Below are 16,981 nucleotides of genomic sequence, written 5' to 3' on the forward strand. Positions count from 1 at the left end.
CCTCGGCCGCGTCCCCGCGGCCACCAAAACCAACGACTAGCAGATCAACCAACACGAGGGGGGTCCGTTTTCAACCGACCCAGAGGGGTCCAGATTCGGCCGCCGTTGACAAGCACGGAGCCGATCAGTCCCGCGCCGTGACGGCAATAGGATCACCCCCGCGTGCGCGGGGAGCACGGAGCCGATCAGTCCCGCGCCGTGACGGCAATAGGATCACCCCCGCGTGCGCGGGGAGCACTGGGTACCCGGCCCGTTGCCGTTGCCCGGCGGGGGATCACCCCCGCGTGCGCGGGGAGCACACCTTCACCGGTGCGGGGGTTTCTTCGTGTTCCGGATCACCCCCGCGTGCGCGGGGAGCACCGGTGGGCGGTGTAGAGCACCCGGCGGGCTCCCAGATCACCCCGCGTGCGCGGGGAGCACGGCCAGGTCACGGACGCCTTCGCGCGCGTCCGAGGATCACCCCCGCGTGCGCGGGGAGCACTCGAGCACCCGGATGCCGCGAGCGTCACTCACAGGATCACCCCCGCGTGCGCGGGGAGCAGCAAGCGCAATCCGTTGCGCTCGACGCTGGTCTGGGATCACCCCCGCGTGCGCGGGGAGCAGACAGGTAGTTCTCCGTATTGTTGACATACTGAGGGATCACCCCCGCGTGCGCGGGGAGCAGACCGGGGGACGGCGTTGCCCACCTGCAAGAGCGGATCACCCCCGCGTGCGCGGGGAGCAGCCGTTCGCGCGGCGCAGGATGCCGAAATACCGCGGATCACCCCCGCGTGCGCGGGGAGCAGATCGAGCCGTCCTCCAGACCAGCGATCCGCGACGGATCACCCCCGCGTGCGCGGGGAGCAGCTGAGGCTGCCGCTCAGCGGGCCGTGTGCCGCGGGATCACCCCCGCGTGCGCGGGGAGCAGGCAGCAGACCTGGAGGCCGAGGTCGAGGCGGAGGGATCACCCCCGCGTGCGCGGGGAGCAGGCCCTCGCGCAGACGCCGTGGTGGGTGGCCGACGGATCACCCCCGCGTGCGCGGGGAGCAGTGGCGCAACTCGACGACAAACTTGATCGAGCGGGGATCACCCCCGCGTGCGCGGGGAGCAGGGTACTTCGCGCCGGCCGAGCGTGACCCCCGCCGGATCACCCCCGCGTGCGCGGGGAGCAGTCGGCGCTGGGATACGCCGTCACGGCGCCCGCAGGATCACCCCCGCGTGCGCGGGGAGCAGGCCGTCCTCGGCCTCTCGCCGTGGGACAGCCCGGGATCACCCCCGCGTGCGCGGGGAGCAGGCGGTGGTCGGCGCCGAACTGGCCGTCCTTGCGGGATCACCCCCGCGTGCGCGGGGAGCAGTAGATGATGGTCCCCTTGATCCCTTCGGTGATCGGATCACCCCCGCGTGCGCGGGGAGCAGCTGGAGAAGGAGCCGACCGCCCTTCAGTCCCGCGGATCACCCCCGCGTGCGCGGGGAGCAGCATCGACGGCACCCTAGGCGACTACCATGGCCAGGATCACCCCCGCGTGCGCGGGGAGCAGTCCTTCGCTTCCTTCGCGGTCTTCTTCGCCGCCGGATCACCCCCGCGTGCGCGGGGAGCAGGTCTTCTCCCGGGCTGGTCTTCTTAGTCCCGGAGGATCACCCCCGCGTGCGCGGGGAGCAGGCGTCCGGTGTCGCGGACGAGCCCGCGGCCGTCGGATCACCCCCGCGTGCGCGGGGAGCAGGCAACCTGCCGCTGGACGCGAAGGAGGAAACGGGGATCACCCCCGCGTGCGCGGGGAGCAGAACGCAATCAGAGTGTTGTAAGAGATTCCACTCGGATCACCCCCGCGTGCGCGGGGAGCAGCCGGATGAAGAAACTTGCTCATTGATGATGCTGGGATCACCCCCGCGTGCGCAGGGAGCAGACGTACTACGCCCGGCAGGCCGGCCACCAGACCGGATCACCCCCGCGTGCGCGGGGAGCAGGGGTCGGACTGGTACGTCTACGACGAGGCCGCGGGATCACCCCCGCGTGCGCGGGGAGCAGCAGCCCCACGGCCGCCGGTACGCGGTCGTCGCGGGATCACCCCCGCGTGCGCGGGGAGCAGAGAGAAACCCGGTCTTGTCGAATACTCCCCACAGGATCACCCCCGCGTGCGCGGGGAGCAGGGTGGAAGTCCCAATTTCTTAATGACGTAGTCCGGATCACCCCCGCGTGCGCGGGGAGCAGCCGGCCAGTCAAGAGTTGCTACGAAGATCCGGAGGATCACCCCCGCGTGCGCGGGGAGCAGGTGCTCGGGTTAAACGGGGGCGGACATTTGCACGGATCACCCCCGCGTGCGCGGGGAGCAGGAGCGGGCGGCGGCTCTGCTCCGGGAGGAGCGGGGATCACCCCCGCGTGCGCGGGGAGCAGCCCTGTAGGGCCCCGGCACCGCGACTGGTTGTGGGATCACCCCCGCGTGCGCGGGGAGCAGAACGCCAGCGTGGCCGAGCTGGACGTGACCACAGGATCACCCCCGCGTGCGCGGGGAGCAGCAGGTCCGGGGTGGTCATGACGCGAGTGCCGCCGGATCACCCCCGCGTGCGCGGGGAGCAGACGGGTGCCCCGTTGGGCAGTGCGTCACCAACCGGATCGCCCCCGCGTGCGCGGGGAGCAGATATTCCCTGCTCATGCCAAGCTGGCCGTTCGAGGATCACCCCCGCGTGCGCGGGGAGCAGCTAGCTGAGATTGCGGACGCCCTGGAGCGAGAGGGATCACCCCCGCGTGCGCGGGGAGCAGCATCAGTGCGACCTCCTATCGGTGTGCGTGGTCGGATCACCCCCGCGTGCGCGGGGAGCACGCGTCTCCGCCGACGTACAACGGCCGCAGCGCCGGATCACCCCCGCGTGCGCGGGGAGCACGGTGCCTTGTCGTCAGCGATGAGGCCCTGTCGCGGATCACCCCCGCGTGCGCGGGGAGCACGTCCTTCTCCGTGTTGTAGAACCTGACGACATCGGATCACCCCCGCGTGCGCGGGGAGCACTGGAAGCGGCCGAGCGGGAGATCGGACGACGTGGGATCACCCCCGCGTGCGCGGGGAGCACCTGTCGGGCGCCGGTCCGCCACTGGCCAGCCGGGGATCACCCCCGCGTGCGCGGGGAGCACGCGAGCACCTTGAGCGCGTGCTTGGCGGCGGTCGGATCACCCCCGCGTGCGCGGGGAGCACCCGTCCGGGTCGGCCGAGGCCGTGCCGTCCACCGGATCACCCCCGCGTGCGCGGGGAGCACCCTTGTTGACCTGCGGCGCTATAGATCAACAACGCCGTTTTCATTCACTATGGATCGCCGAACCCACACTACGCGGGTCGACCGCGTCGGCCGAACCGGCGGCGTTTGGCTGCCTTGCTCCAGCCGCCCGGCGCCGCCGGGTTGCTCACCGGCTCACTGGGGCGACGCATCAGCGTCACCCCGTCCAGGTCCACCGGCTGCCAGTGGTGGTCGTGGACGGTGAAGGAGAGTCGTTGCTCGCCGCGTACCTGGAACACCAGGAGGACGCGTCCGGGCCCGGCCATCTCGACGACCCGGGCCCAGAGCCGGTTGCGGACGCGGGAGCTGACGTGTCCGACGTAGACGCCCGCGGAGATCTCCAGCAGCCACTGGGTGAGGTGCCCACGCAGCCCCGGCGGGCAGGCGGTGAGGATGATGACGGTCATCAGAAGTCCACGTCGCCGATGTCGGCGTAGTTGCGGCCGGCGGCGACCTCGAAGCCGCCGTCGTCCCAGAGTTGGACGCTGTTCTCGTCTTCCTCGATCTCGCCACCGGGCTGCGGCTGGAGCAGCAGCATCCGGATGTCCCGTACGCAGCGTTCCAGGATGGCGCCGTCGTGGACCCGGTCCCGGACCGCCCGCCGGGTGTCGGTGCTGATCTCGGTCGAGCCGGCGGCCACGACATCGAAGGCGACGGGGATGGTGATCTCCGCCTTGTACAGGTCCGCGATGTCGTACACGAAGGCCCGCTCATGTCCGGTGTGGACGAATCCGAGCCCGGGTGAGGCGCCGAGGGCGACGATGACCGCGTGGACGATTCCGTACAGGCAGGCGTGCGCGGCCGACAGCGCCTGGTTGATCGGGTCGCCGCTGGTGAAGTCGGCCTTGTCGTACTCCCGCTGGTTCCACGCCACCCCGGTGCGTTTGGCGTGCTCGCGGTACATCCGCCGGACCCGGGCGCCTTCCTTGCCTCGCAACTGTTGCATGGACAGGTTCGCGGTGTCTTCGCCGGGGAAGCGCATCGCGTACATGGTGCGGGCGACGGCCAGCCGCCGGTCGCGGTGGCTGACCGCCGCGGCCTGGGCGATCAGCAGCCGGCTGGAGGCGGCCAGCGACCGGCCGTGGGCGTAATATCGCACGCCCCGCTCCCCCACCCAGATGGCGGTGGCGCCGTGGTCGGCCAGCAGCGCGATGGCCTGGTGGGTGACGCTGGTGCCGGGTCCGAGCAGCAGCACCCCCACCGTGGCCGCCGGGATGTGTACGACGCCACGGTCGTCGGTCGCGGTGATCGCGTTGCTGTCCCGGTGGATGACGCTGCGTTCGAGGTAGAGGAAGCTGATCCGGTCCTCGGCCCGGGTGAGGTCGGCGAGGTCGGCCGGTGGGACGCCGGGGATCTTCATCGTTCGGTTGCGGCTCCGTCCGCCGCGGCGAGGGTGAGCAGACCGCAGCCGTACGCCTTGGCGTGGCCGATTCCGCTGGTCAACGCGGCTCGGAAGGCGTCCGCGTCGGTGACTTCGAGGAGACCGTCGTAGGTCACGGTGGTGAGGGTGACCGGGTACGCGCCGCGGTTGAAGTTCTGCGTCTGCCGGCGGTGCAGGCGCAGGTTGGGCCGCCCGTCCCGCTGGCTGGCCACGGCGAAACCGTTCCGGGCGGACCGGCTGAGCAACCACTGCGCCTGCTCTGGCTCGCGCAGGTAGCCGAAGCGCTGGGTGTCCTTCGAGTCGGCGGTCTTGCGCCCGCTGTGGGTCGGGTTGGCGGTGAGCCGGAACGCCCAGCGCTGGCCGGATCGCAGCGTGTCGAGCAGCGGGGCGTAGTCGCGGGTGTCCCAGGTGGCGGTGGTGGGCCAGCCGGCCTGCTCGACCAGGTGGGTGAGGTCGGGCCGCCCGGGGCTGACCAGGTAGAGGTGGACGGTCGCGGTGGCCGGGGTGTCGAGCCGCCACAGGGTACGGGTGCCAGCCCGCTCGTAGTCCTCGGGCTCGGCGAAGCCGGCGCGGACGGCGGCGTGCATGGCCTGCGGGGAGGAGAGCAGTTTGCGGGCGCCCCGGCGGGCCGGGTTGATCTGGAATCGGGTGAGGAACATGCTCAGCCTCCCAGCAGGCTGAACGGGTCGTGTTCGGTCACGCCGGCCCGTTCCGCGAGGTCGTTGGTGATGTCCGCGTGCCGGCGCAGTACCGACCGCCAGGTGTGTTGCCGGTGGGCGGGGTCGAAGCTGACCGGCTCGTCGGGGACGGTTTCGGTGGCCGGGTCGCCGGGGCGGGCGTCGCGGATGATCTCCAGCCGGATGGTCCGGGCCGCGAGGCGGCGGCGCCGCTCGCTGGCCAGCCAGGGCCACGAGTCGAGCGCCTCGTCGAGGGTGCCGTCGTGGACGCCGAGGCTGACCGGTCCGGCCGGCGGGCAGGAGCGGCGCCCCAGGTAGAGCGGATACCGGGGTCGGTTCAACGCCTCGGCCAGGCCGTCGAGCAGGCCCGCCTCGCCGCTGACCGCGGCGAGGAAGATCGCGTCGGACAGGTAGAAGCGGTACGTCAACGGCGCGCTGTCCCGGCCGTCGAGGGAGCGGGCGGTCTGGAAGTCGCGCAGGATCTCACCCGGTTGATCCAGCCGGACGCCGAATTCCAGGCCGAGCAGCTCGGTGAGCGGTTCGGTCCGGCGGATGCCCTTGGCCGCCGCAAGCAGCCCGATGACGCCGCTCTTGGTCGGGGCGATCTCGGTGCCGCGCCGGGCGAAGCGGCTGGACGACCCCCATGCCTGCAACGGGCCGGCGAGTTTGAGCAGCAGTACGGTCATGCCGGCTGCCGGATCGCCTCGGTGACCTGGTCGGCCACCTCGCTGACCAGTTCGCCCAGGGTGACCACCTTACCCAGGTCGGCCAGCGCCGAGGTCTGCTCGCCGACCAGGGTGACCCAGCTGCCGACCGGCCGTTCGCCGTAGGCGCCCTCGACGGCCGTCGTGTGCGCGGCCAGGGCGTCGGCGGCCAGTTTGATCCGTCCGGTCTCCTGGGTTTCCCGGACGGGGGTCTCGAACGCGCCCACCAGGTTGATCGGCTGGGTGTCCCGGACCCGGACCATGATCGCGTCGGGCAGCGTACGGTGCGCGAAGGTGTTCTGCTTGCCGGTGGGCATGCTGCGGGCGAAGGCGGTCAGGAACGCCTCGACGGCGGCCCGGGTGGCGGTGGCGTCACCGAGCGTCTCGTGCAGGGCGTTCACGTCGACGGTCGCGTACCGGTAGAGGGTGGACGAGTTGAACTCGATGGTGCCGATCATGCCGGCGCCGGTCTCGGACATGTCGGCCTTGCGGTCGTCGACCGCGGTGAAGTAGTCGAACTCGTTGTCCACCGCATGCACGCTGATGGCGTGCGCGACCTGGCAGGCGGCGTCGACGTTGATGTCGCTCATGTCGGCGATCATCCGGCCGAACATGGCGATGTCGACCGAGTGGTCGGTCCTGGTCAGCGCCTTGAACCTGGTCTTGTCGAACGCTTCGCCGCCGCGGGTGGCGGCCAGCGCCGCGGCGGCGAGGTTGTCCAGTTGCCGGTGGCTGAGGAACATCAGGTAGCCGGACTCGACGTACTTCGCCTCGCCCTTCTTCTTGTCGGCCTTGGCCAGGCCGGCGGCGACGAACACGTCGGCGGCCATCGCCGCGGCGTCATCGTCGGAGACGCCCGGGTCGATGGCCTGGATCCGCCCGGCGAGGGATTCGCCGACCCGCTTGGTCCGCTCGCCGAGCTGGGATGCGTCGAGCAGGTCGTCGAAGGCCAGCCGGATGGCCCGCTTCCACGCCTGGCTGGAGACCCGGGCCCGGCGTACGCCGCCGTAGCTGGCGGTCTTCGGCGAGCCGGTGTCGTCCCGGTTGAGGTTGCTCGGCGGAACGGTGTGCAGGGCGTAGACGTCGATGATGGCGCGGTTCATGCCGGGGTCTCCTCGGTGGTGTCGGGGTCGGGGTCGGGGTTGGTCGGATCGGGATCGGTCGGGTCGGAGCCGGTCGTGCCGTGGGGTCGGCTGCGGAAGAACTCGCGGCCCCAGCTGGCCTGCATCCGCTGCCGGCCGTCGGGGCGGCGCAGGGTGCGCAGGTCGTCGGCCAGCAGGCCGTAGTCCAGCGGGATCTGGTGCCCGCGCAGCATGGTGACCAGCCCGCGCAGGTGGTAGATGCTCTCCTGGTAGGTGCTGGCGGTGCCGAGCGCGGCGAAGCGGCGGCGGACACCGTCCGGCCCGGTCGAGTTTCGGATCAGGTCGGCCAGGGCCTGGCCGAGCCCCCGGCGGTCGACGTGCATCCGCTCCCGCCGCGACTGCTGGTGCAGCGCGTAGAGACTGACGGCGTCGTGGACGGCGTACTCCTCGTCGGTCGCGGTGATCCGCCCGACGTCGAACCGGCGGCGCTCGTCAAGGAGCTCGTCCGGGACGTACAGGTACTGCTCCAGGGTGTAGTCGAAGCCCGGGTCCCGGCCGATGACGCGACGCAGCCGGGCGAGCGTGCTCACCGCCTCCGGGTGCGGTGGCTCGCGCAGCAGCCGGGCCTGGAGGCGGCCGACGGTGGTGGCGACGTGGTCGCCCAGCTCGCTGCGGCTCCTCCCCCGCACCTTGCGGACCGGGGCGTCCGGCTGGTCTACCTCAACCGTTGTCACGCTGCTACCTCCTGTTTGCGGTCCGGGCCAGTTGCCATGGGCAGCGCCTTGGCCAGGCCGGTCCGGAACCACGTCTCGGCCTGGGAGCTGGAGTAGTGGATCTCCCGGTTGTTCCGGTCCAGCTTGGTGCGGCCGACCCAGGCGGCCGGGCCGGCTGACCCGACAAGTTCGCGGCCGAGCCGTTCGACCGCCCGCCGCACCAGGCGCTGCCAGCCGGCCCGTTCGGTCGCCGGGTCGCTGTCCGGGACCAGCCTGAGCAGCCAGTCCCGGAAGGCGCGGTCCAACATGGCGTACGCCCGTTCGGCCGCCCGGTCGGCGTCGCCGCCGTCATCGGAGCCGCCTGCGGCGCGTACCAGGTTGGTGGCCAGGTGGCGCAGCGCCCGCACCGCCGCCTCCGCGTCGGCGGTGGCGTCGACCGCCGTGGTACGCAGCGGCGAGCCCTCGACCAACAGCGACACGTTCATGGTCAGGGTGTCGGTGAACACCTCGTCGATGACGGCCTGCTGGGTGCCGTAGGTGACGCTCACCGCCCGGGGTCGGGCCTGGAAGTCCGGCCCCACCACGCCGTCGCGGCGGAGCCGGGCCAGCCATTGCAACACCATGGCCGACTGTCGCTGCGGTGATTCGCCCGTCGACGGCGCCGGTGGCGGCAGCAGGGTTTCGAGCCCGCGCCACAGGGCCCGGGTGTGGTCGTGCGGCCGGGGCAGGTAGATCGGGGCCTTCTTCTGCTCGCGTTCCCGTGGTGCGCTGCGTCCCCAGACGCTCATCGGTTCCAGCAGATGGCGATCCTGCCAATCGAGCCGGTCACCGATGGCGATCATCGCGCCGGTGATGCCGTCCCGGCCGCCGAACAGCCGGATCCGCCGGGACTGCCAGGTGTAGAGGCTGAGGACGCCGTACGGGCCGCGGGTCGCCTCGGGTTCCTCGGCGGCGGTCTGCGGCTCGCGTTCCCACACCGGCAGGTCCCGCTCGTCGGCCCGCTGCCAGTTCGGGGCGGCCGGAACCAGGTTGAGCAGCAGGGTCTCCAGCAGGGTGTCACCCTCCAGGTAGACGCCGCCCAGGTTGCCGAGCGTGCCGACCCCGATCGAGTAGCCCTTGCCCTTCTTGACCCGGGGGTCACCGACGGCGCCGGTCTTGATGCCCGCCGGGTCGTACGCCTGGCAGTGGACCAGCCAGCGGGCCGCCTCGGCGGGCGGGATCGACTCCATCCCGACACCGGCCCGGGTGGTCAGGAACGGCATCCCGTTGGGCACGTCGGCGATGATCCGTTCCAGGCCGTACGTGTTCTCCTTCTCCGCCCGCAGGTCGGCGACCTGGTAGAACGGCTGCGTCGGGTGCAGCAGGTCGAACCGGTCGCGAAACTCGTCGAGATAGTCGGTGAGGTCCACCAGCGGTAGCCGCTTTCCCCGCCACAGGGCCAGCCAGGCCGCCTCGCCGGCCGGACCGTCGGTGGCCCGGTGCAGGACCGCCAGCGCCAGCCGCAGGATCGCGAACGTCTGCGTCGGCAGCTCACAGGCGATCATGCGTACGTCGCCGGCCTGCTCGAACAGGCCGCGCAGCGACACCTCCCGGCGCTGACCCGCGGCGTCCAGCACCGGGATCCACGCCTCATCAACCAGCGAGAACCCGGCTGTGCGATCGGAACTTGTCACGTCCGCCTCCAACCCTCTACTGTCGACCGCAGCCGACGCAGCGAAGTGAGCTCAGTGAGTCTACTGCTAGCATTTCGAAAAATCGGCTGCAAGTTCCCTCCTAGCGAGGGGTGATCCGTGAGCACAGTGGGTCGTAACAACGCTCCCCGCGTATGCGGGGATTCCTATCCATTTCGGACAACACGGAGTCCCTCTTGAGGGTTGTAGTGAAGATCGAAGGAGCCAATGTGCCCGTTACCTTCACCGTCGATCTCCAGGACGAGTTCGCCGGACAGCCAGTGGCTGTCCTGCCAGGCGCGGACGTCGACCCGACGCTCCAACTCGGCGATGACCTCGTCGATGACGTCCACGGCGGTCATCGAGCGGGGCAGTGGCAGGGTGCAGCGGGCGACCTGCCGGGCCAGTCGCCAGTCCGGCGCGGTGGCGGTGGGGACGACGACCCCACCCCCGTCGATCCATGGTGGAACGACCAGGTTGGCTGAGTCGCGTACCAGGAGGATGACCTCAAGCGTCTCCCCGTCGGTGTCCCGGACGTGCCCCCGGGCCGCCTGGTCGTCCGCGTCACCGACGCCGCCGGAGAGCCAGCCGATCAGCGGCACGCCGGCTTCAGCGACATTGGCGAGGAGGAAGCTGCTGGCCTTCAGCTCCTTGGCGGTGAACGCCTCCCGTTGTTTCGCCTCGGCGTCGACCAGCGCCGGCTGCCACGCCGCCGGCCCGACCGGGCCGCCGCCGTAGGCGGCCTGAGTCAGCGGCGCGATGTCGGCGGGCAGCCGCAGCGGCACGCCGTCCAGGTGCGGCAGCAGCACGGCGGCGCTGCGCAACAGCAGGGCGGGCTGGTAGACCCGGCGCGATCCGCTGACCGGCTCGGGTGGCTCCTGGGCCCAGTCGGCCCCTGTGATCCAGCAGGTCGGAGTGGCCAGCGGGGCGGGCCGGTCGGCGCGCGGGTGCCGGTGCAGTCGGCCGATGCGCTGCAACACCAGGTCGACCGGGGCCAGGTCGGTGACCAGCAGGTCGAAGTCGATGTCGAGGGACTGTTCGGCAACCTGGCTGGCGACCACAATATGTCGGTATGGGCGATTTCCATTACCGGGTGGCCCGAAGGTCTCGCTGAGCCAGCGGTCCTTGGCGGCCCGGTCGACCGCCATGAACCGGGAGTGTGCCACCGCGACGGGGGTGTCCGGGCCGAGTGTCGCGCGCAGCATCGCGGCCGTCTCCTGGACCCGGGCGACGGTGTTGCGGATGACCAGGGCGCAGCCGCCGTCCCGTAACCGCTCGCGCAGCAGGTCGGCCAGGGCCGCCGGCTCGTCGTCGAGGAGCCGCAGTCGCACGTCGATTCCCCGGCCGGAGTCGGCGCAGGTGGTGGCGATGGCGCCGCGTTCCTCGGTGGACGTGCTGACCAGCGGATATCTCAGGTCGCTGCGCAGCGCCGCGTACGGGTCAACCTTCGGCTTGTGGCGGTCGCGCCAATTCGGCTTGGGTGGCGGGCCGAACCGGCCGTCGTCGTACGCGGCCAGCAACTCGGCCCGTCGCTGCGCGGGCAGCGTCGCCGAGAGCACGACGACCGGCACGCCGTACGCGCCGAGCCACTCCAGCGCCCGGTCCAGGAAGCGTCCCATGTAGACGTCGTAGGCGTGCGCCTCGTCGATGACGACGACCTTGCCGGCCAGGCCGAGGTGACGCAGCACCAGATGCTTGCCCCGCAGCGCGGCGAACAGCAACTGGTCGATGGTGCCGACGACGAAGCTGGACAGCAGCGACCGTTTCGACCCGGCCAGCCAGGTGTGTACGCCGATCGCGGTGCCCCCGTCGTCCTCGGCGATCGCGCTCGGCAGCGAGTTGTGGCGCAGCCGGTCGTACTCGGTGTTGAGGGCCGCCTTGCCGTGGGCGAGCCGCACGTCCCGGTCGCCCCGGCCGGCCTGGGCGTCGGGCAGCCGGCGCAGCCAGGACAGCGTCCGGTCGAACATCGCGTCGCTGGTGGCCCGGGTGGGCAGTGCGAGGTAGCAGCCGGCGGCCCCGGTGCGGCGGGCGAGGATCTCGACCGCCGCCAGCGCCGCCTCGGTCTTGCCCTCCCCCATCGCCGCCTCGACGATCATCATGCCCGGTGCCGGCATGGTGGCGGCCAGCTCGGCGACGGCGTGCTGAACCGGGCGCGGCGTCGCGCCGTCGGGCAGGGCGAACCGGGTGGCGAACAGTTCGGCGGCGCTCGCCGGCGCCGCCGCCGGGATCCACGGCGCGGGCAGGTCGACCTCGTTCCAGCCGGTCCGCAACCGGTCGGCGTCGGAGGCATCCAGCAGGTACGGGAAGAACTCCTCGTTGCTGGCGATCCAGTCGGCCATGATGACCAGCCCGGTGAGGGCCGCCTGCACCGGTTGCGACAGCGGCGCCGTGGACCAGGCGCCGAGTTGGTCGCCGGCGCCGGACCGGTCGGTCATCCAGATCAGCAGCTCCCGCTGCGTGTGCTGCCAGGCGTCATCGCCGAGCAGGTGGCGGCGGGTGCAGACGCCGGTCAGCACCTCGTCGGTGGGTGGCATCCCGTGGTGTCCGCCGACCACCACCGCGTACGGGTGTGGGTCGTACCAGTCCTGCTCCCGCAACCATTCGGCGAGCAGGACGTGCCCGGCAGCGTCGTGCCGGGCGTGCCGGCGGTCGGCGCAGACCAGTTCCCGGTCGAAGGTGAGCCCCTGGTCGCGCATCCGCTCGACCAGGCCGGCGGTGTGGCCCCGGAAGGACGCCTGGACGGCGAACGCCGGCGTGGCCTTGCCGATGTCGTGTACTCCGGCCAGCCAGACGGCCAGCGTCCGACCGGCGGCGTCCCCGCCGGGCAGTTCCGCGGCGATCCGTCGGCGTACGGCGGGGCTGAGCCAGTGGTCCCACAGCCGGCCGGCCACGTCGGCGGCGTCGGCCAGGTGCCGCCACAGTGGCAGCCAGCCGATCGCCGAGGTGCCCTTGCGGTCGGTCTTGCCCCAGACCGCGCGGGTCGCGTCGCTCAGCCCCGAGCCGTTCGGGGCGATGATGGTGGTCATGACAGCGCCGGCAGCAGGTCGCTCGGCTGGCCACTGTGCGACAGGTACAGCACGTCCCGGGCCCGGGTGAGCGCGACGAACAGCAGGCAGCGTTCGCGTTGCAGGTCCTGCCGGTGCGCGTGCGGGTCCTCGGTTGCCGAGGTCACCGCGTTGGCCGCCGGCAGCACGCCCAGGTCCAGCCCGACCACGGCGAGGCACTGGAATTCCAGTCCCTTCATGCCGTGCATGGTGGCGACCCGTACCCCGTCGGTGCCGTGCTTGTCGTCGGCGACCGGGATATGCGCGTCGACGAGCGTCTCGGTGATGGCCCTGACGAGTTTCCCGGTGCGGGCGGCCACGCCGATGGCGTGCGGTTCGACGCCCTGGTCCAGCCAGGTGCCGACCCGTTCGATGAGCGCTTCGAACTCGTCGTCCCGGCTGGGGTGGGTGGTCAGCACCGGCACGCCGCCCCGGGTGACCGATCGGTAGCCGACCAGGCTGTCGGGGTTGTCGTCCAGGCCGAGCGCGGCGTCCGCGTTGAGGACCTTCACCGACAGGTCCAGGATCTCGTGGGTGGTGCGGTAGTTGACGGTCAGCCGGCGGGTCCGGCCGCGCACCGGAATGCCGAGCTGGGTGAGGGAGACGTGGTTGTCGTAGATGCGCTGGTAGGGGTCGGCGAGTAGGAACAGGTCGTTCTCCCCGGCGGGTACGAGCGCGCGCAGCAGCCGCCACTGCGCCGGGTGCAGGTCCTGGCCCTCGTCCACGACGATGTGCCGGTACGGGCTGGGGGTGCGTCCCACGATCCGTGCGGCCTCGTCGGCGAGCTGGGTGTGGGTCCGCATCCGCTGCTTGGCCAGCCTGGTGACCACGCCGTCGATCGCGGTCCAGATCTGCTCGCGCTGCGAGGTGTGCAGTGCGAACCCCCGGCCCTTGCGGGAGGCGTCGCGGTACGCCTCCAGGCTGGTGAGCTGCTGGGCCAGGATCACCTGTTCCCACTCGCGCTTGAGGAAGGCGGTGCTGACCTTGGCGACCACCCCGGCCCGGTTCGCATAGCTGGGAGCGGTCTTCGCGGCCTCCTCCCACAGCGGGTCCATGGCCACGTCGGTGGCGACGGTGACCCTGGTGCCGGCGCGGGTGACGATCTGATGCGCCAGCTTGTCGACGCCGATCACGTCGATCCGGCGCAGGACCGCGGAGTCGGTGGTGAGCAGGCGTAGCTGTCTGGCCAGGGCGTCGGCGAGGGAGCGGGTGAACGTGGTCAGCAACACCTTCGACTCGTCGTCGGGCAGCCGCCGGGCGAGGAAGACCGCCCGGTGCAGGCCGGTGACGGTCTTGCCGGTGCCGGCGCTGCCAGTCACCAGGGCGGGGCCGCTGTAGACCTCGCGGTAGGCGATGTCCCGCTGAGTGGGGTGCAGGAAGGCGCGCCACACGTCGAACGGGTGGTCGAGGATCGCGGCCAGCTCCACCGGCCCGGAGACGAACTTGATCCGCTCGGGGGTGCGCCTGGCGGCGGTGAGCATGTCGGCCGAGTCCACCTTGCCGGTGACGACCCGTTCGGCGACCTCCTCCCACGCCTCCTGCGTGGACATTCCGCTGGCCAACGCCAGCAGGACGTCGAGTTGAGCCTCCGGCAGCCGGCCGCGCAGGCTCTCCAGTTGCTCGTCGGTGCTGATCAGCCGCAGCAGCGGTATCAGATCCTCGTCCACTCCGAGCCGGCTGAGGTCGGCGTTCGACACCCGGTCGAACAGAGGTTCACTGTTCGCCGCCGGTGCCGGGGTGGTGGCGGCAAACTCCTCGATGGCGGTCTGGTCGCGCACCTCAAGCACGCCGAGCACCTGGTTGACGGTGAACCGCCGGCTGGTGGCGAAGGTGATGGCATCGTCGTGCGGCAGCACGTTGAGCAGCGCGTACCGTTCTTCACCGAGGGCGAGCACGACCCCGCGATAGGACAGGTCGACGCGGATGGTGCGGATGTTCGGATCGCGGGCGCCGGTCAACTTCTCCAGGTGCATGCCGGCGTGGGTGTGCGCGGCGAACTTCACGATCGCGGCCAGGACGGCACGCTGCACCGGCTTCTGCAACCTGCCATAGGCGGGCAGAAAGCCCAGGTCGAGGGCCAATTCGGCCATGCGTCCTCCCCTGGTCTGCATCGGATTGTTCGGGGCACCCGACAAAGGCGCGCCATAGGCGGAACGGGCACCGGTCATCTGCGCGGCGGTCGACCTCAGCCACGGATCACTCTGGCACAAGGACACGTCACTAGGCAAGCTGTGAACAATGTTTCCAAGAATTATCCCAACGGCGGCGGTTTACGAGCGTCAGGACGGCGACCAACCGTCCAAACTGGCACCGAACGGCGCTGAGCGGCCTGTTACGCTCACCGCGTGGTGGCCGGCGCGAGCCTCAAGGACCGGTATCAGGTGGACCGCTTTCCGTTGCCACACAACGGAATGGGCGAGGTCTGGCCAGCGCGGGACAGGCTGCTCAACCGACCGGTCATCGTCAAGCTGGTCAGCTCCGCCGGGCTGGACCTCGATCTCGTACGCCGATTCCGGCGCGAGGCGCTGCTGACCGCTCGGCTGACCCATCCCGGTGTGCCCGCGGTCTACGACCTCGGCGAGCACGACGGCCGCCCCTATCTGGTGTTGCAGAAGATCGACGGGATAGCCCTGTCGGACCTGGTCGCGGAACACGGCCCACTGCCGGTGGCCTGGGTGGCCGCCATCGGAGCCCAGATCAGCAGCGTACTGAGCGCCGCTGGGCAGATCGGCCTGATCCACCGGGACATCAAGCCGAGCAACGTCATGCTGGAGCCGAGCGGAGCCGCCAAGGTGCTCGACTTCGGCCTCGCCGTGATCCACGGCGACGACCGGTACTCCCGGATCACCCAGAGCGGGCAGAGCCTCGGCACCGTCGGATACATGGCACCCGAACAGGTCCACGGCGGACCTGCCGATCGCCGAACCGACCTGTACGGGCTGGGCGCCACGCTTTTCGACCTGCTCACCGGCCAGCCGCCCTTCGACGGCGCCACGATGACCATGCTGCGACGCCAGGTCGAAGAACCGCCACCCCGACCGGGACAGCTGCGCTCCGACACCCCAGCCAACCTGGATGATCTGATCCACGCCCTGCTGGCGGTGCACCCGGACGATCGACCGTCCGACGCCGCCGAGGTGTACGCCACGCTGGCCCCGCTCGCCCAGGATCTGCCACCGCTCCCCGGCGTGGTGCCCGACCGGGATGACGCTGTGCGCGCGTACGCCGCCGTCGTCGGTCGGGTGCCGCAGCCCACCCGGCACACCGCGGCTCCGCAGCCCCGGCCCGCGGAGCCCGGCCCGGAACTCGCCGTGAAGCGCGCCGAGGAGGAGGCAGAACGCCTGCTCACCGCCGGCGAGTTCCGGGCCGCCGCCCGGCACTGGCGGCAACTCGCGGACCTACATGCGGAGCGCCACGGGGACGACGACCCGGCGGTTCTCGACTACCGGCTGCGCGCCGCCCGCGCCCACACCGCACTTGGCGAACACAGCCGGGCCCGGCGCCAACTGCGTGCCCTGCTGACCGACCGCCTCCGGTTCGACGGCCCCGAACACCCCGCGGTCGTCGAGCTGTGCCAGGAGATCGCGCAGCTCGACGACCAGCAGCCGACGGGTTGACCTGGCGGGTCAGCCGTCCTGGAAATACACCGAACGTGGGTCGCTGAACTCGCGCGGCAACAGCACCGCCTTCTGCTCGGGAAACCGGGCGCCCTGGTAGTGGAAGATCAGCGCGCAGGTCTGCCCTCGCGTCTCCGTGGTCAGCGCCCGGCGGGCGAGCGGGGAGTACATGCCGCTGTGCTTCAACCAGGCCGCCTCCTCGCCGTGCCGGTCGAAGCCCCGGCCGATGGCCGCATGGCCGAACGAGTCGTGCACCGCCCGGAACATGTCGTTCTCACCATCGGTGAGGTACGGGTGCGGGTTCCCGGTCGCCGAGGTGGCGAAGACCTTCAACCGGCGGTGGGCCAGGTCCTCGGCCATCGCCCCGGCCTCGGCGTACGGGTCGGTGTCCACGACCCGTACGGCCACGCCGAGTCCACCGAACTCCACCGGGCCCACGAGAAACCGGTACTGACGTGCGGTCTCCCGCCGGAACACCTCGTACGCGGCAAGGGCTCGGTCGTCTCGCACGGGTGCGGACAGGTACGCCGCCGCGATGGCCGCACCCCGCTCCGGATCGAGTCGCACCCGGGCGTAGTCGCCGGGCGCGACGAAATCATGGCAACCCCACCGCCGCGCACCAGCGGCCAGAAATGGAACCGGCGCCAGCGGTGGAAGTGACGCGACCGCGGCCGGCGATGGCGATGGCGATGGCGATGAAGCCAATCGTGTTCATGGTCCTCCTCAGGTCGTTGGGCTTCAGAGGTTGAAAGGCTGACGTCCGTCGGCGTGTCTGCGTGATCTGGGTCGATGTGGGCGGTAGGCCGGAGGTATGAGGTATCCGGCTGGTGGTGGCATGAACGCGGCAGCC

Annotated in this window: 12 protein-coding genes and 1 CRISPR repeat array; of the genes, 1 reads left to right on the forward strand and 11 read right to left on the reverse strand. The window is 71.2% G+C overall.

What is annotated here, in order from left to right; translation table 11 throughout:
• Positions 1 to 453 precede the first annotated feature (453 nt).
• Positions 454 to 3,225: direct repeats of the CRISPR family, unit length 28 nt; unit sequence GGATCACCCCCGCGTGCGCGGGGAGCAG.
• A 68-nt stretch (positions 3,226 to 3,293) separates the two neighbouring features.
• The 9 genes from cas2e to ACXN5W_RS29025 all read right to left on the reverse strand — a co-directional run bounded on the left by cas2e (position 3,294) and on the right by ACXN5W_RS29025 (position 14,604).
• Positions 3,294 to 3,650, reverse strand: a complete 357-nt coding sequence (gene cas2e / locus ACXN5W_RS28985; protein WP_473161564.1) for a type I-E CRISPR-associated endoribonuclease Cas2e — start codon at positions 3,648 to 3,650, stop codon at positions 3,294 to 3,296.
• Entirely contained in the window at positions 3,650 to 4,603 is a 954-nt protein-coding gene (gene cas1e / locus ACXN5W_RS28990; protein WP_473161565.1) for a type I-E CRISPR-associated endonuclease Cas1e, read from the reverse strand. Before cas1e ends, cas2e begins: the two co-directional genes overlap by 1 nt.
• Positions 4,600 to 5,283, reverse strand: coding sequence for a type I-E CRISPR-associated protein Cas6/Cse3/CasE (gene cas6e, locus ACXN5W_RS28995; protein ID WP_473161566.1), 684 nt, complete (start codon positions 5,281 to 5,283; stop codon positions 4,600 to 4,602). The genes cas1e and cas6e overlap by 4 nt, the downstream gene beginning before the upstream one ends.
• Positions 5,284 to 5,285: 2 nt before the next feature.
• Positions 5,286 to 5,987 carry a type I-E CRISPR-associated protein Cas5/CasD gene (gene cas5e, locus ACXN5W_RS29000; RefSeq protein WP_473161567.1) on the reverse strand — a complete coding sequence of 234 codons (702 nt, stop codon included), beginning with the start codon at positions 5,985 to 5,987 and terminating at the stop codon, positions 5,286 to 5,288.
• Positions 5,984 to 7,108 carry a type I-E CRISPR-associated protein Cas7/Cse4/CasC gene (gene cas7e, locus ACXN5W_RS29005; protein WP_473161568.1) on the reverse strand — a complete coding sequence of 375 codons (1,125 nt, stop codon included), beginning with the start codon at positions 7,106 to 7,108 and terminating at the stop codon, positions 5,984 to 5,986. The genes cas5e and cas7e overlap by 4 nt, the downstream gene beginning before the upstream one ends.
• Positions 7,105 to 7,821, reverse strand: coding sequence for a type I-E CRISPR-associated protein Cse2/CasB (casB, locus tag ACXN5W_RS29010; protein WP_473161569.1), 717 nt, complete (start codon positions 7,819 to 7,821; stop codon positions 7,105 to 7,107). Before casB ends, cas7e begins: the two co-directional genes overlap by 4 nt.
• Positions 7,818 to 9,473: a type I-E CRISPR-associated protein Cse1/CasA gene (gene casA / locus ACXN5W_RS29015; protein ID WP_473161570.1), complete on the reverse strand. Its 1,656-nt coding sequence runs from the start codon at positions 9,471 to 9,473 to the stop codon at positions 7,818 to 7,820. The genes casB and casA overlap by 4 nt, the downstream gene beginning before the upstream one ends.
• 164 nt (positions 9,474 to 9,637) lie before the next feature.
• On the reverse strand, positions 9,638 to 12,496 hold the full coding sequence (cas3, locus tag ACXN5W_RS29020) for a CRISPR-associated helicase Cas3' (protein ID WP_473161571.1): 2,859 nt from the start codon (positions 12,494 to 12,496) through the stop codon (positions 9,638 to 9,640).
• The gene (locus ACXN5W_RS29025) at positions 12,493 to 14,604 is read right to left on the reverse strand and encodes a UvrD-helicase domain-containing protein (protein WP_473161572.1); all 2,112 of its coding nucleotides are present in this window, start codon (positions 14,602 to 14,604) and stop codon (positions 12,493 to 12,495) included. Before ACXN5W_RS29025 ends, cas3 begins: the two co-directional genes overlap by 4 nt.
• Before the next feature lie 255 nt (positions 14,605 to 14,859).
• Between ACXN5W_RS29025 and ACXN5W_RS29030 the strand changes: the two genes are divergently transcribed.
• Positions 14,860 to 16,131: a serine/threonine-protein kinase gene (locus tag ACXN5W_RS29030; protein WP_473161573.1), complete on the forward strand. Its 1,272-nt coding sequence runs from the start codon at positions 14,860 to 14,862 to the stop codon at positions 16,129 to 16,131.
• 9 nt (positions 16,132 to 16,140) lie between these two features.
• Here ACXN5W_RS29030 and ACXN5W_RS29035 read toward each other — a convergent pair whose 3' ends face one another.
• Positions 16,141 to 16,698 (reverse strand): hypothetical protein, encoded by a 558-nt coding sequence (locus tag ACXN5W_RS29035; protein ID WP_473161574.1) that lies wholly within the window; start codon positions 16,696 to 16,698, stop codon positions 16,141 to 16,143.
• A 28-nt stretch (positions 16,699 to 16,726) separates the two neighbouring features.
• On the reverse strand, positions 16,727 to 16,981 hold a 255-nt coding region (locus ACXN5W_RS29040; RefSeq protein WP_473161575.1), incomplete at its 5' end, for a hypothetical protein.

The organism is Plantactinospora sp. A48 (genome assembly GCF_055793945.1).